Source organism: Janthinobacterium sp. GMG2 (assembly GCF_033949445.1).
In the GTDB taxonomy this organism is placed as follows: Bacteria; Pseudomonadota; Gammaproteobacteria; order Burkholderiales; family Burkholderiaceae_D; genus Janthinobacterium; species Janthinobacterium aestuarii.
This window is the reverse complement of sequence record NZ_JAXAWA010000001.1, coordinates 1,206,780-1,221,622: the sequence shown is the minus strand read 5'-3', so window position 1 is coordinate 1,221,622 and position 14,843 is coordinate 1,206,780. Positions and strand designations below refer to the sequence as shown.

Sequence of the window (14,843 nt, the reverse complement as noted above, 5' to 3'; positions counted from 1 at the left end):
CAGCGTGGGATAGGCGATACAAAATTTGGCATGCTTTGCGGATATGACGAAAAAATTGCTGATACGAAAATCCGCCAAAATGCCGGCGGGGCGAATAAAAATCGAAAAAAGCCGAAAAAAAAGCCCGCTGCAGAGGTCTGCAGCGGGCTTGGTGTCAGTGCCGGTGTTTCTAGGCAGCCATGCGCACACTTCCCCTGCAACCATCCATCAGGAAAGATAGGCCCACGACTAGCACCAGCTCGCCTTCGGCCGAGCGGGCAGTACCGGTAATGCCTTCCACCGTGATGGCCGTCATCGGCTTGATCACGAGGTCGGCCGTGCCATCGACGGCTTCCACGGCCAGAATATAAGGCTGTGGCGCGGCGACAACGATGCCGACGCGCTCGCTGCACGATTCGTAGCCCAGCGAGCCGGCCAGCGACCGCACGGGCAATGGACGGCCCTGGTCTTTCAGCACGGGCGCGCCGCCCACTTCCATGAAGGTTTCCGGCAATTCGACGACACGCTGCACCACCGCCATCGGCAGCGCCAGCGCGGCGCCCGAGGTCGACACGAGCATGGTCGGCACGATCGACAATTCGATCGGCAGGCGGATGGCGAACTTCGTGCCCTTGCCCAGCGACGATTCGATATGGATGGCGCCGCGGTTTTTCTCCACGGCCGTTTTCACCACGTCCATGCCCACGCCGCGGCCGGAAACGCTGGAGGCGACTTCCTTGGTCGAGAAGCCCGGCAGGAACACCAGCTGGAAGCATTCGTCGTTGCTCAGTTGCGCGTTTTCGCTGATCAAGCCCTTTTGCTGGGCCTTGCTGCGCAGGAAGACGGGGTCCATGCCCTTGCCATCATCCTGCAGCACGATCATGACGCTGTTCGCTTCCTGCCAGGCTTTCAGCGAAATATACGATTTGGCGGGCTTGCCGGCAGCCAGGCGCGCTTCCGGCGATTCGACGCCATGGTCGAGCGAGTTGCGCAGCATGTGCACGAGCGGATCGTACAGGCTGTCCACGACGACGCGGTCGACTTCCGTCTCCGCGCCTTCGATGGTCAGCTCGACATCCTTGCCCAGGTCTTTCGCCAGTTCGCGCACCAGGCGAGGGAATTTCTGGAACAGGCGGCCGACGGGCTGCATGCGCGTGGCCAGGGTGGCCCGCTGCAGTTCCGTCGAGTAGCGCGAGGCGCGTTCCAGGGTTTCCGCCAAGGTCGCCATCAGGGTGGCGGCCTGGCCTTCGAATTTGAATTGCAGCAAGCGTTCGAGCAGCACGGCAGCCTGGTTGGCGGCCTGCACGGATTCGCCGGCCACTTCCAGCAGCGCGTCGAGCTTGACGGCGTCGACGCGGATGCTGTCTTCCTTGACAGGAGCGGCATGGCGTACTTCCGGACGCTCTTCGCGCCGTTCGGCGCCATCCCAGGCCTTGGCGGCCGGTTTGGCGGCAGCGGCGGCAGGTGCTGCTGCGGCCACGGCGGCAGGCGCAGCGGCGGCGGACACGGGCGCGGCTGCGACACGACTACCCTCTGGAACGACGGCGTTGTACATGGCTTCCCAGTCCAGGCCATCGGCGCCGGCTGTGGCAACGGCAGCGGTCGGCGCGGCCACAACAACTTCGGCAACCTCGGCAACGGGCGCGGCCACTTCCGCCACGGCGGCAGCTGGCGCAGGCGCGTCCATGCCCTTGCCTTCGATGGCGTTTGTCAGGATGTGTTCCAGCTCTTCCGGCATGGCCGGCAAGCTTTCCGGCGCGGCGCCATTGGCCAGCTCCGTCAGCTGGTCGGCGACGAAACCGGACGCTTGCAGCGCCGCCTCGATGGCGATCGGGGTCACGGGCGCGGCGCCCGTGCGCAAGGCATCGAACAGGTTTTCCGTCAGATGGCAGGCCGCCACCAGCGCGGGCAAGCCCATGAAGCCGGCGCCGCCCTTGATGGTGTGGAAGGAACGAAACACGGCATTCAGTGTTTCCTTGTTGTCAGGATCGCGCTCGAGGCGCAACAAGTGCTCTTCAACATTAACCGCAAGATCCATCGCCTCAACGACGAAATCCTTGAGCATATCGTCCATTAGAATCCCAAATCCGCAAGAAGGTCGTCTACATTATCCTGGTCCAGCGCCACCGACGGCACAGACGGGCCCTGCATCAGCGGCACCGGCTTTTGCGCCAGTTTCTCGCGCACTTCGGCCGGCGCGTTGTCGCGCAGCAGCTGGGCCAGTTCGTTTTCCACCGTCTTGGTGATGTTGACCACTTTTTTGATCAGCTGGCCCGTGATGTCCTGGAAGTCCTGCGCCATCATGATTTCCAGCAAGCGCGCTTTTTCCGCTTCCGTTGCTTCGGAAACGGCTTGCGCGAACTGGCGCGAATCGCCGGCCAGGGCCTTGAATTCTTCCAGGCTCAGCTTGCCATCGAACAGGGCCGTCCAGCGGCTGTCCATGTCCTTGGCCTTCTTCGACAGCACATCTTGCGCCGGCATGCCTTCGTCGAGCGTGTTCAGAACCTTGTTGGCTGCCTGTTCGGTCAGGGTGGCGACGTATTCCAGGCGGTCCTGGGCGTCGACGATCTGCGACGACGCTTCCGTCAACGCCTTGTCGTAGCCCAGTTCGCGCAGCGAATCGTGCAGCAGGCGCACGATGCCGCCCAGGCGCTCGAACATCGGCTTGTCGGACTGGTCGACGGGATCGGCCGCGTCGCCAGGCGCATCGGCGCTGGCCACGGGCGCCGCTTCCGGCGCGGCCGGCGTTTCTGCCACGGCGGCTGCCGGCACGGCGGCGCTGGCCGACACGGAGTCGAACAGCGCGTCGAAATCGTCATCCGCAATCACGGCGGGAGCGGGCGCGGCGGCAGGCGCGGGCTGAGCCGCGGCCGCACTTTGCGCAGATACTTCATCGAATAATGCGTCGAAATCATCAGCGGCGTTGGTCATATCCCTGCTTCTCCATAATTTGTCAAAATTCCGCCTGAACTGTGCGTTTTACAGACTGATACCCACAATTTCTCGATTAAGATGATTTGAGGCAATACCGCTGCGATGGTGCGAGTGTAGCAGGGCGCCGCCCTGTTGGTAAATCTCAAAACGCGCTTCCTGGTGCAAAGCTGGTCCACAAGAGCTTTTCCACCAGGAAATAAGTGTTCCTGCTGTTGTATTTTGAAATACTACCATTGGCGTGCGTGCAAGACCACGCGCAGTACAACAAATCCTGCTTCCGGACGCCCGCGCAACAGCGCAGTATGGACAGCGTTGCAGCTAAAACACGATCTTTCTGCCAATGTTGTCTATACTGAAGGTGCAGTTGTGTTGATAATTATCAAGTCTTTACATGAATACAATGCTGCCGCCGCGTCTACAATAAGAGGCGTTGCGCGCGCTCAGTCACCGTCAAAGGATCTGCCATGTATAAGAAAATTCTGATCGCCACGGACGGCTCCGCCGTCTCCAACTTGACGGCCTGTGCCGGCGTTGCCTTTGCCGAACAGATGCACGCCGACATCCTTGCCGTGTACGTGGCGCCCGAATACCAGTACCCGGTATACATCGAGATCATTCCGCCAAGCTACCCCAGCGAGGAGGAGTACCGCATCGCCATGCGCAAAGCGGGCGCCGACCACTGGCAGCCCATCCTCGACGCGGCCGCCAAGCGGGGCCTGGAAGCGACGGGCTTGACGGCCTTTTCCGACAGCCCCGCCCTGAAAATCGTGGAAGTGGCGCAATTGCAGCATTGCGACCTGATTTTCATGGGCTCGCATGGCCGCAGCGGCTGGGGGCAATTGCTGCTGGGCAGCGTCACCAACAAGGTGCTGTCGCACTCAAAACTGCCGGTACTCGTGCATAGGCTGATCAAGGAACCACCGTCGGAATAAGGGGTCACATGACCACGGAGACCGCCGTTGCCGGCACATTAAGAAAAAGGCAAATTTTCGGCCGCGTCAGTTAAAATGGCAACGTTTCTCGTTTCTCAACATTTGATTGTCCGGTGACGGACAGAGCAGATTTCACGCCTCCAGATTGCCCGCCTATGATACGTATTGTGATTGCCGACGACCACACCATCATGCGAGAAGGATTGAAGCGCATCCTTGACGGCGCGCCGGACATCGATATCGTGGGTGAAGCCATCGACGGCTTTGAAGTACTCAACCACGTACGCCAGGGCGGCTTCGACCTGCTGCTGCTCGACCTGTCGATGCCGGGCCGCAGCGGCGTCGACCTGATCCGGCAAATCCGCAGCGAGGCGCCGAAGCTGGCCATCCTGATCCTCACCATGCACGAGGAAGAACAATATGCGGTGCGCGCCATCCGCGCCGGCGCGCAAGGCTATCTGACCAAGGAAAGCGCGGGCACCCAGCTCGTGGGCGCCATCCACAAGGTGGCGTCGGGACGTCCGTATATCAGCGCCGAGGTGGCGGAGCAGCTCGTGCTCAACATCATGATGCCGAATGAAAGCTTGCTGCACAAACAGTTGTCGGACCGCGAGTTCGAAGTCTTTTCCCTGCTGGTGGCGGGCAAGTCGATCACGGAAATCGCCAACAATCTGCACCTGAGCGTCAAGACGGTGAGTACGCACAAGACGCGCATCATGCAAAAGATGGGCATGAGTTCGCTGTCGGAAATGGTCCAGTACGCCGTGGCGCACCGCCTCTTATCCCCCTTCAAGACTTGAGCACGGCGGCGCGCGCCCGCGCGTCGACAGTAGGAACAATCCTACCTCACCTACCACAGCTCCTACTGCCATATTCAGCCACTGCTGATATTAATTGGATACGGTTGTTGGCATACTGAAACCAGTAATCAAGTTGCTGGGAAGTTATTTCATCACACAGCAAGTCGTCAGCGAATTGAGCTTTACCTGCCTGGACGCGCGCCGCCCCTTCCCTGCCCGCCGTCCTGCGCACCCTGTTATTCAACTCTGAACTACCTGTCACCAGGAGATGAACATGCTGTCCACGCAAACGCCCGAAACCCGCGCCGCCTCCCCATCGCTGGCCCCCTCCTCTCCGATGGAAGCAGGGCGCCAGCGCCAGGGGCGGCTCTGGTCGAACCTGAAGGAGGTGTGCGACCTGCTGCATATCTCCAGCGCCTGCACCATCGCCGCCGACGAACTGCTGTTCCAGCACGTGCAATTCAAGACGGGCCAGCGCGTGCACACCATCGGCCAGCCGTTCGACACCTTGTACATCGTCAATTCGGGCTTCCTGAAAACCGTGCTCATCGATGAATTCGGCAATGAACAAGTACTGAGCTTTCCCATGAAGGGCGACATGCTGGGCGTCGACGGCATCCACTCGCGCCATTACTCCTCGGAAGCGGTGGCCCTGTCCGACTGCGACCTGATCCTGCTGCCGTTCAAGAAGCTGACGGCGCTGGGACGTGTTCACCTGGAACTGGAAAACGTCATGTACGGCGTGATGAGCCGCGAACTGGTGCGCGAACAGGCGATGATCGGCATGCTGGGCGCCTTGAGCGCCGAAGCCCGCGTGGCGCGCTTCCTCGTCTCGCTGGCCGACCGCTTCGCGCAGATGGGTTACTCGAGCAAACTGTTCAACCTGCGCATGACGCGCCATGAAATCGGCAGCTACCTGGGCCTGACCCTGGAAACGGTGAGCCGCACCCTGTCCGCCTTCAATGAAATCGGCCTGATCTCGGTTGACCAGCGCACCATCGGCATCAAGGATCCTGACGCCCTGAAAACCCTGCGCCGCCTGCCGCCTTCGCGCTCGCGCGCCAAGCAGCTGGCCGCCGCCAAGCTCAAGGCCGACACCACCGCTGCGGCGGCCGCCTCGGCCCAATTGCTGGCCACGATTTAACGCCATCCCGCTTTCTTCCAGCTTGGCACAGGCTTGACCCGGCCAAGGCGCGCACCGCCTTGCCGGGTCTTTTTTGCCGCCACCGCCCCTCCACGCCGCGCCAGCGGCCGCCTTTGAACGACCTCGTCGGCCAAGGCGTCGCGCTGCCATAAAAAAGCGCAGGTTCCGCACAAATAAGCCTTGCTTTTCGGGCCACATTCAACAATAATGCAAATACGAATCATTCTCAACTGAGATAAAGAAAGCCCAACATGCAAAGCTCAAAACCAGCCTTGATCCAGGATGCCGCTACTGCCCACGTCCGTCCTCCCGTCAGCATGGCCCAGCCGGCGCGCCGCATCACCAGCGAAGCCCTGTTGCAGCAGGGCCGCGAAGTGGAGATTGAACACAGCGGCAAGATCTATCGCCTGCGCGTCACCCAATTGAACAAGCTGATCCTGACTGCCTGAAGCAGCACGGCAGCCAGTCACCACACTCGCCAGCCAGTCGCGCCCCGTGCGCGCAGCCAGCCAAACCACCGCACAGGAGTGTTTGATGGCGCACGACCGACCTTCCCCGATGTTTTCTTCCCCGCAAGGCCAACAGCCTGAATTGCTGCTCTCGGCCGTGCTGCACCTGATGTCGCACTACCATGCGGGCAGTCCCTGCGAGAAACTGGCCGGTGTCATCGAACGCCATCTGCAAGCGCTGGCCGGCTCGCCCGGCCTGAGTCCCGTGCTGCAAGCAACTTGCCAGCAACTGTCGCAGCAATGGGCCGCCCTGGTGGCGCTGCACCAGCCCGTGCCGCCGAAGACCACCTTGCTGGATCGCCTGGCACGCATGCTGAGCGCCAGACGCCCCGCTTCACCCCTGCCGCAATAGTTCTCTTCAACATCTCCACCGCCCAACAGGATACCGCCATGTGTGACAAAGACCAGTCCCTGCCCGTCATCAGCAATTGCGCCCACGCCGACACGGAAACGGCCGCGCTCGCTTCGCGCCGCCGCAGGCTGTGGGAACTGTCGCACACCTGCCATTGCCCGCTGGTCGGCGTGGGCCTGCCATTGGGCTACCTGCGCAAGCTGGTGGGCAAGATGACGGGCGGACGCGTGCTGGCCGACGACTACGAAGTGCACGTGGGCGCCGTGACGGAATGCGGCGCGCGCAACCGCCTGTCCGAAGCGCTGCAAAAGGAACTCGAACGCCGCTACGCTCCCGTGATCCTGCGCTTTCGCGGCGCCAAGACCACGGAGCAGGTAGCGCAACTGTGGCGCACGGCCGTCGCCAACGGCGACGTGTCGGGCGCTTTCTGGGCCGGCCTGACGCACCCGCGCTGCGATGCCGAGCTGGAAGAGCAGATGTGCCGCGACCTGCACATGATCCAGCACCAGGCCGGCGCCTGCGTGCGCGCCGACATGGGTAAATTTACGGCCTTGCAGGAAGAAAACGCGCGCCTGACACAGGAACTGGCCAAGCTGCAACAACGCAGCCAGGCAGCACTGATGGAAAAGACGGGCGAGCTGGAACGCCAGGAAGCCGTGCTGCTGCGCACGCGTGCCGAGGCCATCGGCAAGGATAGCGTGATCGACGGCTTGCGCGCGGAACTGGCGCAATTGCAGGCCGCCATCCCCGCGCTGGAATCGCGCACGCGCCTGGTCGAACGCCTGGCGCAAATGGATGAGCGCGAAAAGGAATTGCGCCAGCAAATCGCGGAATTGAAACAGGCCCAGCCGCGCCCGGCCGCTGTCGCGCCGCCACCGGCGCCGAAGCTGGAAGTGCCGACCAGCGGCAAGCTCAAAATGCCGATCCGCCTCGTCGACCAAAGCGTCTTGTGCGTGGGCGGACGCAGCGGCAATGTCGCCACCTACCGCGCCCTGATCGAGCGAGTGGGCGCGCAGTTCGCCCACCACGACGGGGGCCTGGAAGACAATGCCAACCTGCTCGACTCGAGCCTGGCGGCGGCCGACTTGGTGATTTGCCAGACGGGCTGCATCAGCCACAGCGCCTACTGGCGCGTGAAGGATTATTGCAAGCGCACGGGCAAACGCTGCGTCTTCATCGACAACCCCAGCATCTCCAGCCTGGCGCGCGGCTTGCAGGAAGTGAGCGGCGACATGGACACGGCGCCGCTGGCCGATATCCAGCCGTAAGCAGTCCCCTCCGTATTAATACACGTCGCGCCGGTAGCGCCCTTCAGCTGCCAGCGCATCGAGCGCGGGCCGGCCCAGGATCTCTTGCAGCGCCTGGTCGACGCCGCCCGCCATGCCGGCCAGGCTGCCGCAAATATAGATGGCCGCGCCCTGCTCCAGCCACAGCTTGACCTCATCGGCATTGCCGCGCAGGCGGTCCTGCACGTAGGTCCGCTCCGCCTGGTCGCGCGAAAACGCCAGGTCCAGGCGCGGCAAGTCGCCGCTGGCGTGCCAGCCTTCAATTTCTTCGCGATAATGGAAATCGTGGGCCACATGGCGTTCGCCAAAGATCAGCCAGTTGCGCCGCTGCCCTGCCAGCACGCGGCTTTTCAAATGTCCGCGCAAGCCGGCGATGCCGCTGCCGTTGCCGATCAAAATCAATGGCCGCTGAGCATTGTCTTCCAGACGGAAACGCCGGTGCTGGCGCAAACGCAGCTGCACCACGTCGCCGACCTTGGCCTGCGCCGTGAGCCAGCCCGAGGCCAGGCCCAGGCTGCCATCGGGATGCGCATGCTGGCGCACCAGCAAGTGCACGCCGCCATCGCGCGGGATCGAGGCGATCGAATATTCGCGCGGCTGCGATGGGTCGGCGGGCGCCGTCACCTGCACCAGGTCGCCCGACTGCCACTCCGGCAAGGCGCCGGCCACGGGCGCCAGTTCCACGTGATAAATGGCGCCGCCGGCGCTGCCAGGGTTGAGGTGGCGCCGCTGCGTCAGCCGCCAGTCGCCAAACGCGGGCGCGCTCCAGTCCGGTGCGTCGCTGGTGCCGGCCAGGTGGCTCAGGTGTTGGAACCATTGCTCGATGGCGGCGCTGGCGCTGCGGTCGACTTCGATGCGCTCGAACAGACGCGACGCACCCTGCGCCGCCAGCCAGGCATCGAGCGAGCGGCCGAAACCGCAGAACTGGCCATAGCTGCGGTCGCCCAGGGCCAGCACGGCATAGTGCAATTGCGGCAGCGCAATCTCACCCGTCATCAATCGGCCCATGAAGGCAGCCGCATTGTCGGGCGCGTCGCCTTCGCCATACGTGCTGACCAGGAACAAGGCCCGTTCCGCCTGTTGCAGATCAGCGGCTGTCACTTCCGCCAGCGCACACAGGCGCACGGGGATGCCGGCCAGCTGCAGGCTCTGCGCCGTTTGCGTGGCCAGTTCCTCGGCATTGCCCGTCTGGCTCGCATACGCCACGAGCCAGGGACGGCTGTTGGCCAGCGCCGCCTTGGCCGCGTCGGACGTGCGGCGCTTGGCGCGCGCGCGCAGCCAGGGCGCCAGGCACACGCCCGCATAACTGAGGGACAGGGCGGCCAGCAAGGCCAGCCGCGTCGTATCTTGCGTAAAAATCATGGATTAATCGTTCATTCGTCGAGCATGGCCAGCATGTGGCTGCTCAGCGTTTCGTGGTAGCCGTGGCCGTCGCGCTGCAGGAAGCGCGCGGCCAGGCCCTGCTCTTCCGCCAGCGCCATGCCGGCCTCGACACCCAGCACGGTCAGGGCCGTCGACCAGGCGTCGGCCGCCATGCATTGCTCGTGCACGACGGTGACGGAAGCGAGTTGATTGGCGATCGGCATGCCGCTGCGCGGATCGATCGTGTGCGAGAAACGCACCGTGCCGTCCTCGAAGAAACGCCGGTAGTCGCCCGACGTCGCCACGGACAAGCCGTGCAGCGCCAGCAGCATTTCCGCCGGATGCTGCGCATGATCGGCACTATCGGCGGCGCCATCGACCTGTTCCAGCATGACCCACCACGGCTGGCCGTCGGGCTTGCTGCCGGCGCCGCGCAGCTCGCCACCGACTTCGACCAGGTAATGGTGGATGCCCTGGCTGTCCAGGTAGCGGGCCAGGCGGTCCACGCCATAGCCCTTGGCGATGGCGGACAAATCGAGCTGCAAGCCGCCCGGCTGGCGCGCGCGGCGGGCCGGCAAGTCCAGCTCCAGGCGGCGGCGCTGGCCTTGCGCCAGCAGCAGCGCCACGCTATCGCCTTTCGGCGGCAAAAAGCCCGGTTCATCGTAGCGATGGCGGGGACCGAAGCCCCACAGATTGACGAGGGCGCCCGCGCACGGGTCGTACGCACCGCCCGACGCTTGCGACACGTGCATGGCAAAGCCCAGCACCTCGCAAAACGCGGCGGGCAGGCTGTGCCAGCTGCCTGGCCCGGCCCGGTTGAAGCGGCCCAGGTCGGACTCGTCGTTCCAGTGGCTCATTTGCGCGACGACCAGGTCCAGCTGCTGCTGCAAGCCCTGCTGCAAGTCGGCGCTGCCCGCGCGTCCCGGCATGGCGGACTCGAGCAGGCGCACCGACCAGCTGGTGCCCATGGACAAGCCGCGCAAGTCCCGGATCGCGGCGCCGCGCGGCGCGGCCTGATCGGAAATATGCTGCGGCAGCAGGACCCGGCGCATCGGCGCTCTCGTGAGGATGCCGCCGCTTACTGCGGCAGCACTTCCACGGTGGCCGCGTACGTCATGCGGCGCTCGGGCATCACCGGCGGCTGGCCGGCCACGGCCGGTGCGGCCGCTGGCCAGGTGCTGCTCAGGTAATACATGCCGGCCGCCGGCACAGTGAACGTGATCTCGCCCTTGGCATCGGTGCTCTGGCGGATTTCACCGAGCACGCCACGGTATCGCACGCCGCCTGGCACCAGGCTGAAGGCCTGGTTCGCCGCCGGCTTGCCATCGACGAGGAAGCGCCACGTGGCTTTTTCGCCCGCGCGCAAGTCGTTCGGGTGCGTCACGGGGACGAATTCCAGGCCCACGCCGGTCGGCTTGAACACTTCCGTGCTCGTTTCGCCATTGCTGAAGAAAGTTTCCAGGCGCGCTGCCGTGCGCGTGATTTTCAGCTCTTGCGCGTCGGCCGGCACGTCCTTCTTGAACGTCTCTTCATTGCCGCGGAAACGCTTCTGCTCGCCATTGAGCTTGTAGCTGCCCATCACATTTTGCGACACGATGGCCGCTTTATACGTACCCGGCTTTTCCATTTTCACGTCGAAGACGCTGCGCAAACGGCCCGTGACCGTGTTCGCCGGCGTGACTTTCGCGCCATCCGGACCGGTCACTTGCAGCGCATCCAGACGCAACGGCTGGTGGTCGATCTCGAACAGGCCGTCGGAGACGGCGGCGTCCACCGTCACCCAGGCGTCCTTGCTTTCCACCATCGTGCTCGATGGCACCATCCAGCCCCGATGGGCGTGGGCGTTCATGGCCAGGCCGGCCAGGGCCACAGCGATCAGGGTTTTGTTGAATTGCTTGAACATGATGTGCGCCTTATGGTTTGAGTTGGACGACGACATTGCCGAGTTCTTCCTTGCCCTTGGCAGGCACGGACTGGGCCGATTTCAGCGGCCACTGGAACGGCACGCGCACCAGTTCGCGTCCGCCCGCTTCGCGCGCCGCTTCCACGACGACCTGGTATTCGCCGGCCGGCAGCTTGTCGAGCAAGGCTTTGGCGCCGGGGAACGTCAAGGTATGTTCGCCGGGGGCGCGCGTGGCGCCGCTGACGCCGTCAACAGGCATGGCCAGGTCGCGGCCGCTCTTGCGCCACCATTGACGCATGTCCTTCAGCCATTTTTCGCCGGCCTTGTCCTTCTTTTTCACGTCATACAGCACGGCCAGGTTGCCAACGACCTTCTGGTCCGCCGTTTCCAGCCACGCCGCCACGTAGGGACGGTGATATTCCGCCACGTTCAGTTGCGGCAGTTCAATCTTGAGGGACAGGTCGGCAGCCATCGCCGACGTACCGATCAGGGGAAGGCCAAGCGCCAGGGAGTAGCGTAATTTCATGGTGTGCCTGTAAAAAGGAAAAATAAAAACATCAGTGGATAAACAGCAAGGCGATCGCGCAAGGTATCAAGATACCGAGGCCCACCATCGGCCAGGTAAATGGCCGGTTGGCCGCGTGGAACTTCAAAATCAATAATCCCGTCAGGCAAAACACGATGCAGGCACCGGCAAAGATGTCGATGAACCAGCTCCAGGCCACGCCCGTGTTGCGGCCCTTGTGGACATCATTGAGCCAGGACACCCAGCCCCGGTCCGTCAATTCATATTCGGCGGCCCCGTCTTCGAGGCCGATGCGCACCCAGGCGTCGCCGCCCGCCTTGGGCAGCGGCAGATACACTTCGTCGACCGACCATTCGGCGGGACGCCCGCCCGCATTGAGCGACCATTGCTGCTGGAGCCAGGCTTCGGCGGCGGCCGGCATCGGTGCGTTGGCACCATCGTGCTTGACGGCATAGGCGGCCAGTTCCGTGACGAGGGGCGCCGGCAGCTCCGCCTTCTGGCGCGTGATCGCCGGCTTCGCTTCGATCTGGCCGGCGTGGTTCAGGGTGATGCCGGTAATGGCGAACAAAAACATGCCCAGCAGGCAAAGCGCCGAGCTGATCCAGTGCCATTGATGCAAATTCTTCAGCCAGACGGCGCGGCTGGCGTTGTTCCTGGCCTTGTCTGCGGCGCCCGCATTACCCATCAATCGCTCCCGGCAAGGAGCGGGCCAGGTGGCGCGACAAGTCAGTGTGCTTCATTCCCATCCTTCAATCAAAGTGCATGCTCATATTTTCAAACAAATGATAATGATTATCATTTATTAAGTCAATACATGGGGCGCCCCGCCGGGCTAGCGTTTTGTAACAGCTTTGAAACAAAGCTGGTCTGCTACGTAAGCTGCCGTACAGAACCGCGTGCCGCACCCGCCTATGCTGTTGTTCAGGACAACCATCAAGGGAGCAACCATGCAACAGTATTCCAGCGAACAAATGGCCAGCATCGCGGCCAAGATCAAGGACGTCAAATTCGGCATGCTGACCACCAGCGACGACATGCGCACGCTCACCAGCCGGCCGCTGACGCAGCAGCAGGTCGACAGCGAAGGGCAAATCTGGTTTTTTGTCTCGGACGATGCCGCCTACACGCGCGACTTGCTGAACAATCCGCAAGTCAACGTCAGCTTTGTCGACACGGGCGACAGCCTGTATGTATCCGTCTGCGGCCACGCGCAACTGCTGAAGGACCGCGCCAAGGCGGAGGAATTGTGGAACCCGCTGGTGAAAGCCTGGTTCCCGGGCGGACTCGACGATCCGAAGCTGTCGCTGATCAAGGTGACGATACAGTCGGCCGAATACTGGGATAGCAGCGCCAGCAAGATGATGCAATTCTATGAAATGGCCAAGGCCGCTATCACGGGCGAGCCGCCGAAGGATATGGGCGAACACGGCCGGGTCGATCTGTAGCAGATTTACCCTATTTTACCCGGGTGTTATTGACTTTCAATTTAACCCGGGTAAAATTGCCTCATTCCCCCATGGAGGCAAACATGCATACCCCCGCAACACCCGAGCTCACCGCTTTCGCCGGCAAACGCAAAGTGGCCGCCGGCCCCTTGCACGCCGTGGCGCAAACACTGAAGGAACTGGTGACGCGCGAACCCGATGCGCAGATCCTGATCTTCGACGACGCCAGCGGCAGCCAGGTCGACCTGAACCTGCATGGCAGCCTGGCCGATGTGCTGCAGCGCCTGCCGCGTGCAGCCACGCCGGCGCCGCAGGAAGAGATTCCCGCGCGCACGGCGGGCCGGCCGAAGCTGGGCGTGGTGGCACGCGAAATCACCCTGCTGCCGCGTCACTGGGAATGGCTGGCAACGCAGCCGGGTGGTGCTTCCGTGGCCTTGCGCAAACTGGTGGAACACGCACAGCGCGGCAACAAGGCGCACGATGAGCAGCGCCAGGCACGCGAAGCGGCCTATAAGGTCATGAATGCGCTGGCCGGCGACGCGCCCGGCTTCGAGGAAGCGAGCCGCGCCCTGTTCGCCGGCAAGCAGCCGGAGTTCCTCGCATGCGTGCAGGACTGGCCAGCCGATGTGCGCGAACACGTCTCGCGGCTGGCTCAGCGGGGATGGTCTGAAGATTAAGCGACGGTGGAAAGATCAGACGCCCGTGCTGCCTGTGGTATCGGGCGCATCGTCGGCGCTCTGCCGGCTCTGCCCGGCGGAGCCGGCCTGGTGATGGGGCAAGCGGTCGGCGCGCCGCACTTCGCCGATGGAAAACAGATCGTCGCCGATATCGAGGCCTTGCTCGCTATCGACCAGCACAAAGTTTTCGCCCGACTCGGCCATGCTTTGCTTGCTGCCTGCCATGGACGGCGCACCGCCCTGGCTATTGCCGGGCTGCGGCGTAGTGGAGTTGCCCATCATCTTCTCCCTGATCGTGAGTACGTGAGTGCGGATTGACTGCTTTCACTGCGTTGACTGCGCGTGGGCCGTGGCCCGCGCAGCTATTTCATCATAGTCCATGCCTGCTGCAATGCATCAAAATTTTCGCTAGCCAGCGGTAGCCAAACAAGCGCGGCCCTGGCCAGCGGCGTGCCTGCCTCCCGCCGGCCAGGGCCCATTGCTACTTGCAACGTGCTACTGCTTGCCAGTCACTACTTGTTGCGCGACCCCGAGCTGGAGCCCGAACCGCCGCTTTGCTTGTTGCCACTGTCGCGGCCGCCATCCTGGTTCATGCTGGCATTGTCGCGCGAGCCGCTGGAGCTGGAGGCGCTTTGCCGGTTGGCATCGTTCTTGTGGCTTTGGCTGCCTGCGCGGCGGGCCTCCTCGGACGTGAATTCATGGGCCGTGCCCTTTTCATGCGCGGCACGTCCGCCTTCACTGGCGATTTCACGCTGCTGGGCGGGGTCCATGGAAGCGAAACCCCGTTTGCTGGTATCGCTTTGCTTGTTGCCGCCGCTGCTACTGCTGCTACTGGTTTTACTACCTTGCTGTTTATTGTCGCTCGATGTGGCCATGATGATCTCCTTGATCGATGGAATCAGAAACAATGCAAAAAACAATGCAAACCATGCAAATCTTCCCCCTCGCATGGCAAGGGAACCGTCATCTTAGTGCGCGCATGGGCCACAAGAAA

At 63.0% G+C, this 14,843-nt stretch carries 17 protein-coding genes; 8 read left to right on the top strand and 9 right to left on the bottom strand.

Annotated features, from left to right (window positions below):
* Positions 1-169: 169 nt before the first annotated feature.
* Entirely contained in the window at positions 170-2,053 is a 1,884-nt protein-coding gene (locus SKZ59_RS05465) for a chemotaxis protein CheA (protein WP_319991028.1), read from the bottom strand.
* Positions 2,053-2,910 (bottom strand): protein phosphatase CheZ, encoded by an 858-nt coding sequence (locus SKZ59_RS05460; protein ID WP_034750552.1) that lies wholly within the window; start codon positions 2,908-2,910, stop codon positions 2,053-2,055. Before SKZ59_RS05460 ends, SKZ59_RS05465 begins: the two co-directional genes overlap by 1 nt.
* Before the next feature lie 467 nt (positions 2,911-3,377).
* Between SKZ59_RS05460 and SKZ59_RS05455 the strand changes: the two genes are divergently transcribed.
* The 6 genes from SKZ59_RS05455 (at position 3,378) to SKZ59_RS05430 (ending at position 7,918) form a co-directional block, all read left to right on the top strand.
* The gene (locus SKZ59_RS05455) at positions 3,378-3,845 is read left to right on the top strand and encodes a universal stress protein (RefSeq protein ID WP_319991027.1); all 468 of its coding nucleotides are present in this window, start codon (positions 3,378-3,380) and stop codon (positions 3,843-3,845) included.
* Positions 3,846-4,000: 155 nt separating this feature from the next.
* A complete protein-coding gene (locus tag SKZ59_RS05450; RefSeq protein WP_034750556.1) occupies positions 4,001-4,645 on the top strand; it encodes a response regulator transcription factor in 645 nt (214 codons plus the stop codon).
* Positions 4,646-4,982: 337 nt separating this feature from the next.
* Positions 4,983-5,789, top strand: a complete 807-nt coding sequence (locus SKZ59_RS05445; RefSeq protein ID WP_070221155.1) for a Crp/Fnr family transcriptional regulator — start codon at positions 4,983-4,985, stop codon at positions 5,787-5,789.
* Between the two features lie 251 nt (positions 5,790-6,040).
* Positions 6,041-6,238 (top strand): hemin uptake protein HemP, encoded by a 198-nt coding sequence (gene hemP / locus SKZ59_RS05440; RefSeq protein WP_034750559.1) that lies wholly within the window; start codon positions 6,041-6,043, stop codon positions 6,236-6,238.
* Positions 6,239-6,323: 85 nt separating this feature from the next.
* Entirely contained in the window at positions 6,324-6,650 is a 327-nt protein-coding gene (locus tag SKZ59_RS05435; protein WP_072452447.1) for a hypothetical protein, read from the top strand.
* A gap of 38 nt (positions 6,651-6,688) precedes the next feature.
* A complete protein-coding gene (locus SKZ59_RS05430; RefSeq protein WP_319991026.1) occupies positions 6,689-7,918 on the top strand; it encodes a DUF2325 domain-containing protein in 1,230 nt (409 codons plus the stop codon).
* A 15-nt stretch (positions 7,919-7,933) separates the two neighbouring features.
* Here the strand turns inward: SKZ59_RS05430 and SKZ59_RS05425 are convergent, their stop codons facing one another.
* Genes SKZ59_RS05425 through SKZ59_RS05405 form a run of 5 tightly spaced genes read right to left on the bottom strand, consistent with a single transcriptional unit; the run spans position 7,934 to position 12,412 of the window.
* Complete coding sequence (locus SKZ59_RS05425) at positions 7,934-9,298, bottom strand: sulfite reductase subunit alpha (protein WP_319991025.1); 1,365 nt, start codon at positions 9,296-9,298, stop codon at positions 7,934-7,936.
* A gap of 11 nt (positions 9,299-9,309) precedes the next feature.
* The gene (locus SKZ59_RS05420) at positions 9,310-10,350 is read right to left on the bottom strand and encodes an FAD:protein FMN transferase (protein ID WP_319991024.1); all 1,041 of its coding nucleotides are present in this window, start codon (positions 10,348-10,350) and stop codon (positions 9,310-9,312) included.
* Positions 10,351-10,376: 26 nt separating this feature from the next.
* Positions 10,377-11,201, bottom strand: a complete 825-nt coding sequence (locus tag SKZ59_RS05415; RefSeq protein WP_219327516.1) for a DUF4198 domain-containing protein — start codon at positions 11,199-11,201, stop codon at positions 10,377-10,379.
* Between the two features lie 10 nt (positions 11,202-11,211).
* Positions 11,212-11,727, bottom strand: coding sequence for a DUF2271 domain-containing protein (locus SKZ59_RS05410; protein WP_070303571.1), 516 nt, complete (start codon positions 11,725-11,727; stop codon positions 11,212-11,214).
* A 31-nt stretch (positions 11,728-11,758) separates the two neighbouring features.
* Positions 11,759-12,412 carry a PepSY-associated TM helix domain-containing protein gene (locus SKZ59_RS05405; protein WP_219327517.1) on the bottom strand — a complete coding sequence of 218 codons (654 nt, stop codon included), beginning with the start codon at positions 12,410-12,412 and terminating at the stop codon, positions 11,759-11,761.
* 262 nt (positions 12,413-12,674) lie between these two features.
* On the opposite strand from SKZ59_RS05405, the gene SKZ59_RS05400 reads away from it, so the two are divergent.
* Together SKZ59_RS05400 and SKZ59_RS05395 are read left to right on the top strand one after the other, a co-directional pair.
* Positions 12,675-13,172 carry a pyridoxamine 5'-phosphate oxidase family protein gene (locus SKZ59_RS05400; protein WP_319991023.1) on the top strand — a complete coding sequence of 166 codons (498 nt, stop codon included), beginning with the start codon at positions 12,675-12,677 and terminating at the stop codon, positions 13,170-13,172.
* 83 nt (positions 13,173-13,255) lie between these two features.
* Complete coding sequence (locus tag SKZ59_RS05395; RefSeq protein ID WP_319991022.1) at positions 13,256-13,849, top strand: DUF2239 family protein; 594 nt, start codon at positions 13,256-13,258, stop codon at positions 13,847-13,849.
* A 15-nt stretch (positions 13,850-13,864) separates the two neighbouring features.
* Here SKZ59_RS05395 and SKZ59_RS05390 read toward each other — a convergent pair whose 3' ends face one another.
* On the bottom strand, positions 13,865-14,131 hold the full coding sequence (locus tag SKZ59_RS05390) for a hypothetical protein (RefSeq protein WP_319991021.1): 267 nt from the start codon (positions 14,129-14,131) through the stop codon (positions 13,865-13,867).
* Positions 14,132-14,361: 230 nt separating this feature from the next.
* On the bottom strand, positions 14,362-14,724 hold the full coding sequence (locus SKZ59_RS05385) for a KGG domain-containing protein (protein ID WP_046686239.1): 363 nt from the start codon (positions 14,722-14,724) through the stop codon (positions 14,362-14,364).
* Between the last annotated feature and the right edge of the window lie 119 nt (positions 14,725-14,843).

Bases quoted from the DNA above. Each gene is read 5' to 3' on its own strand.
- SKZ59_RS05420 (WP_319991024.1), bottom strand. From the start codon at position 10,350: ATGCGCCGGGTCCTGCTGCCGCAGCATATTTCCGATCAGGCCGCGCCG.
- SKZ59_RS05465 (WP_319991028.1), bottom strand. From the start codon at position 2,053: ATGGACGATATGCTCAAGGATTTCGTCGTTGAGGCGATGGATCTTGCG.
- SKZ59_RS05435 (WP_072452447.1), top strand. From the start codon at position 6,324: ATGGCGCACGACCGACCTTCCCCGATGTTTTCTTCCCCGCAAGGCCAA.
- SKZ59_RS05405 (WP_219327517.1), bottom strand. From the start codon at position 12,412: ATGGGTAATGCGGGCGCCGCAGACAAGGCCAGGAACAACGCCAGCCGC.
- SKZ59_RS05415 (WP_219327516.1), bottom strand. From the start codon at position 11,201: ATGTTCAAGCAATTCAACAAAACCCTGATCGCTGTGGCCCTGGCCGGC.
- SKZ59_RS05390 (WP_319991021.1), bottom strand. From the start codon at position 14,131: ATGATGGGCAACTCCACTACGCCGCAGCCCGGCAATAGCCAGGGCGGT.
- hemP (WP_034750559.1), top strand. From the start codon at position 6,041: ATGCAAAGCTCAAAACCAGCCTTGATCCAGGATGCCGCTACTGCCCAC.
- SKZ59_RS05425 (WP_319991025.1), bottom strand. From the start codon at position 9,298: ATGATTTTTACGCAAGATACGACGCGGCTGGCCTTGCTGGCCGCCCTG.
- SKZ59_RS05395 (WP_319991022.1), top strand. From the start codon at position 13,256: ATGCATACCCCCGCAACACCCGAGCTCACCGCTTTCGCCGGCAAACGC.
- SKZ59_RS05460 (WP_034750552.1), bottom strand. From the start codon at position 2,910: ATGACCAACGCCGCTGATGATTTCGACGCATTATTCGATGAAGTATCT.
- SKZ59_RS05385 (WP_046686239.1), bottom strand. From the start codon at position 14,724: ATGGCCACATCGAGCGACAATAAACAGCAAGGTAGTAAAACCAGTAGC.
- SKZ59_RS05400 (WP_319991023.1), top strand. From the start codon at position 12,675: ATGCAACAGTATTCCAGCGAACAAATGGCCAGCATCGCGGCCAAGATC.
- SKZ59_RS05450 (WP_034750556.1), top strand. From the start codon at position 4,001: ATGATACGTATTGTGATTGCCGACGACCACACCATCATGCGAGAAGGA.
- SKZ59_RS05445 (WP_070221155.1), top strand. From the start codon at position 4,983: ATGGAAGCAGGGCGCCAGCGCCAGGGGCGGCTCTGGTCGAACCTGAAG.
- SKZ59_RS05455 (WP_319991027.1), top strand. From the start codon at position 3,378: ATGTATAAGAAAATTCTGATCGCCACGGACGGCTCCGCCGTCTCCAAC.
- SKZ59_RS05410 (WP_070303571.1), bottom strand. From the start codon at position 11,727: ATGAAATTACGCTACTCCCTGGCGCTTGGCCTTCCCCTGATCGGTACG.
- SKZ59_RS05430 (WP_319991026.1), top strand. From the start codon at position 6,689: ATGTGTGACAAAGACCAGTCCCTGCCCGTCATCAGCAATTGCGCCCAC.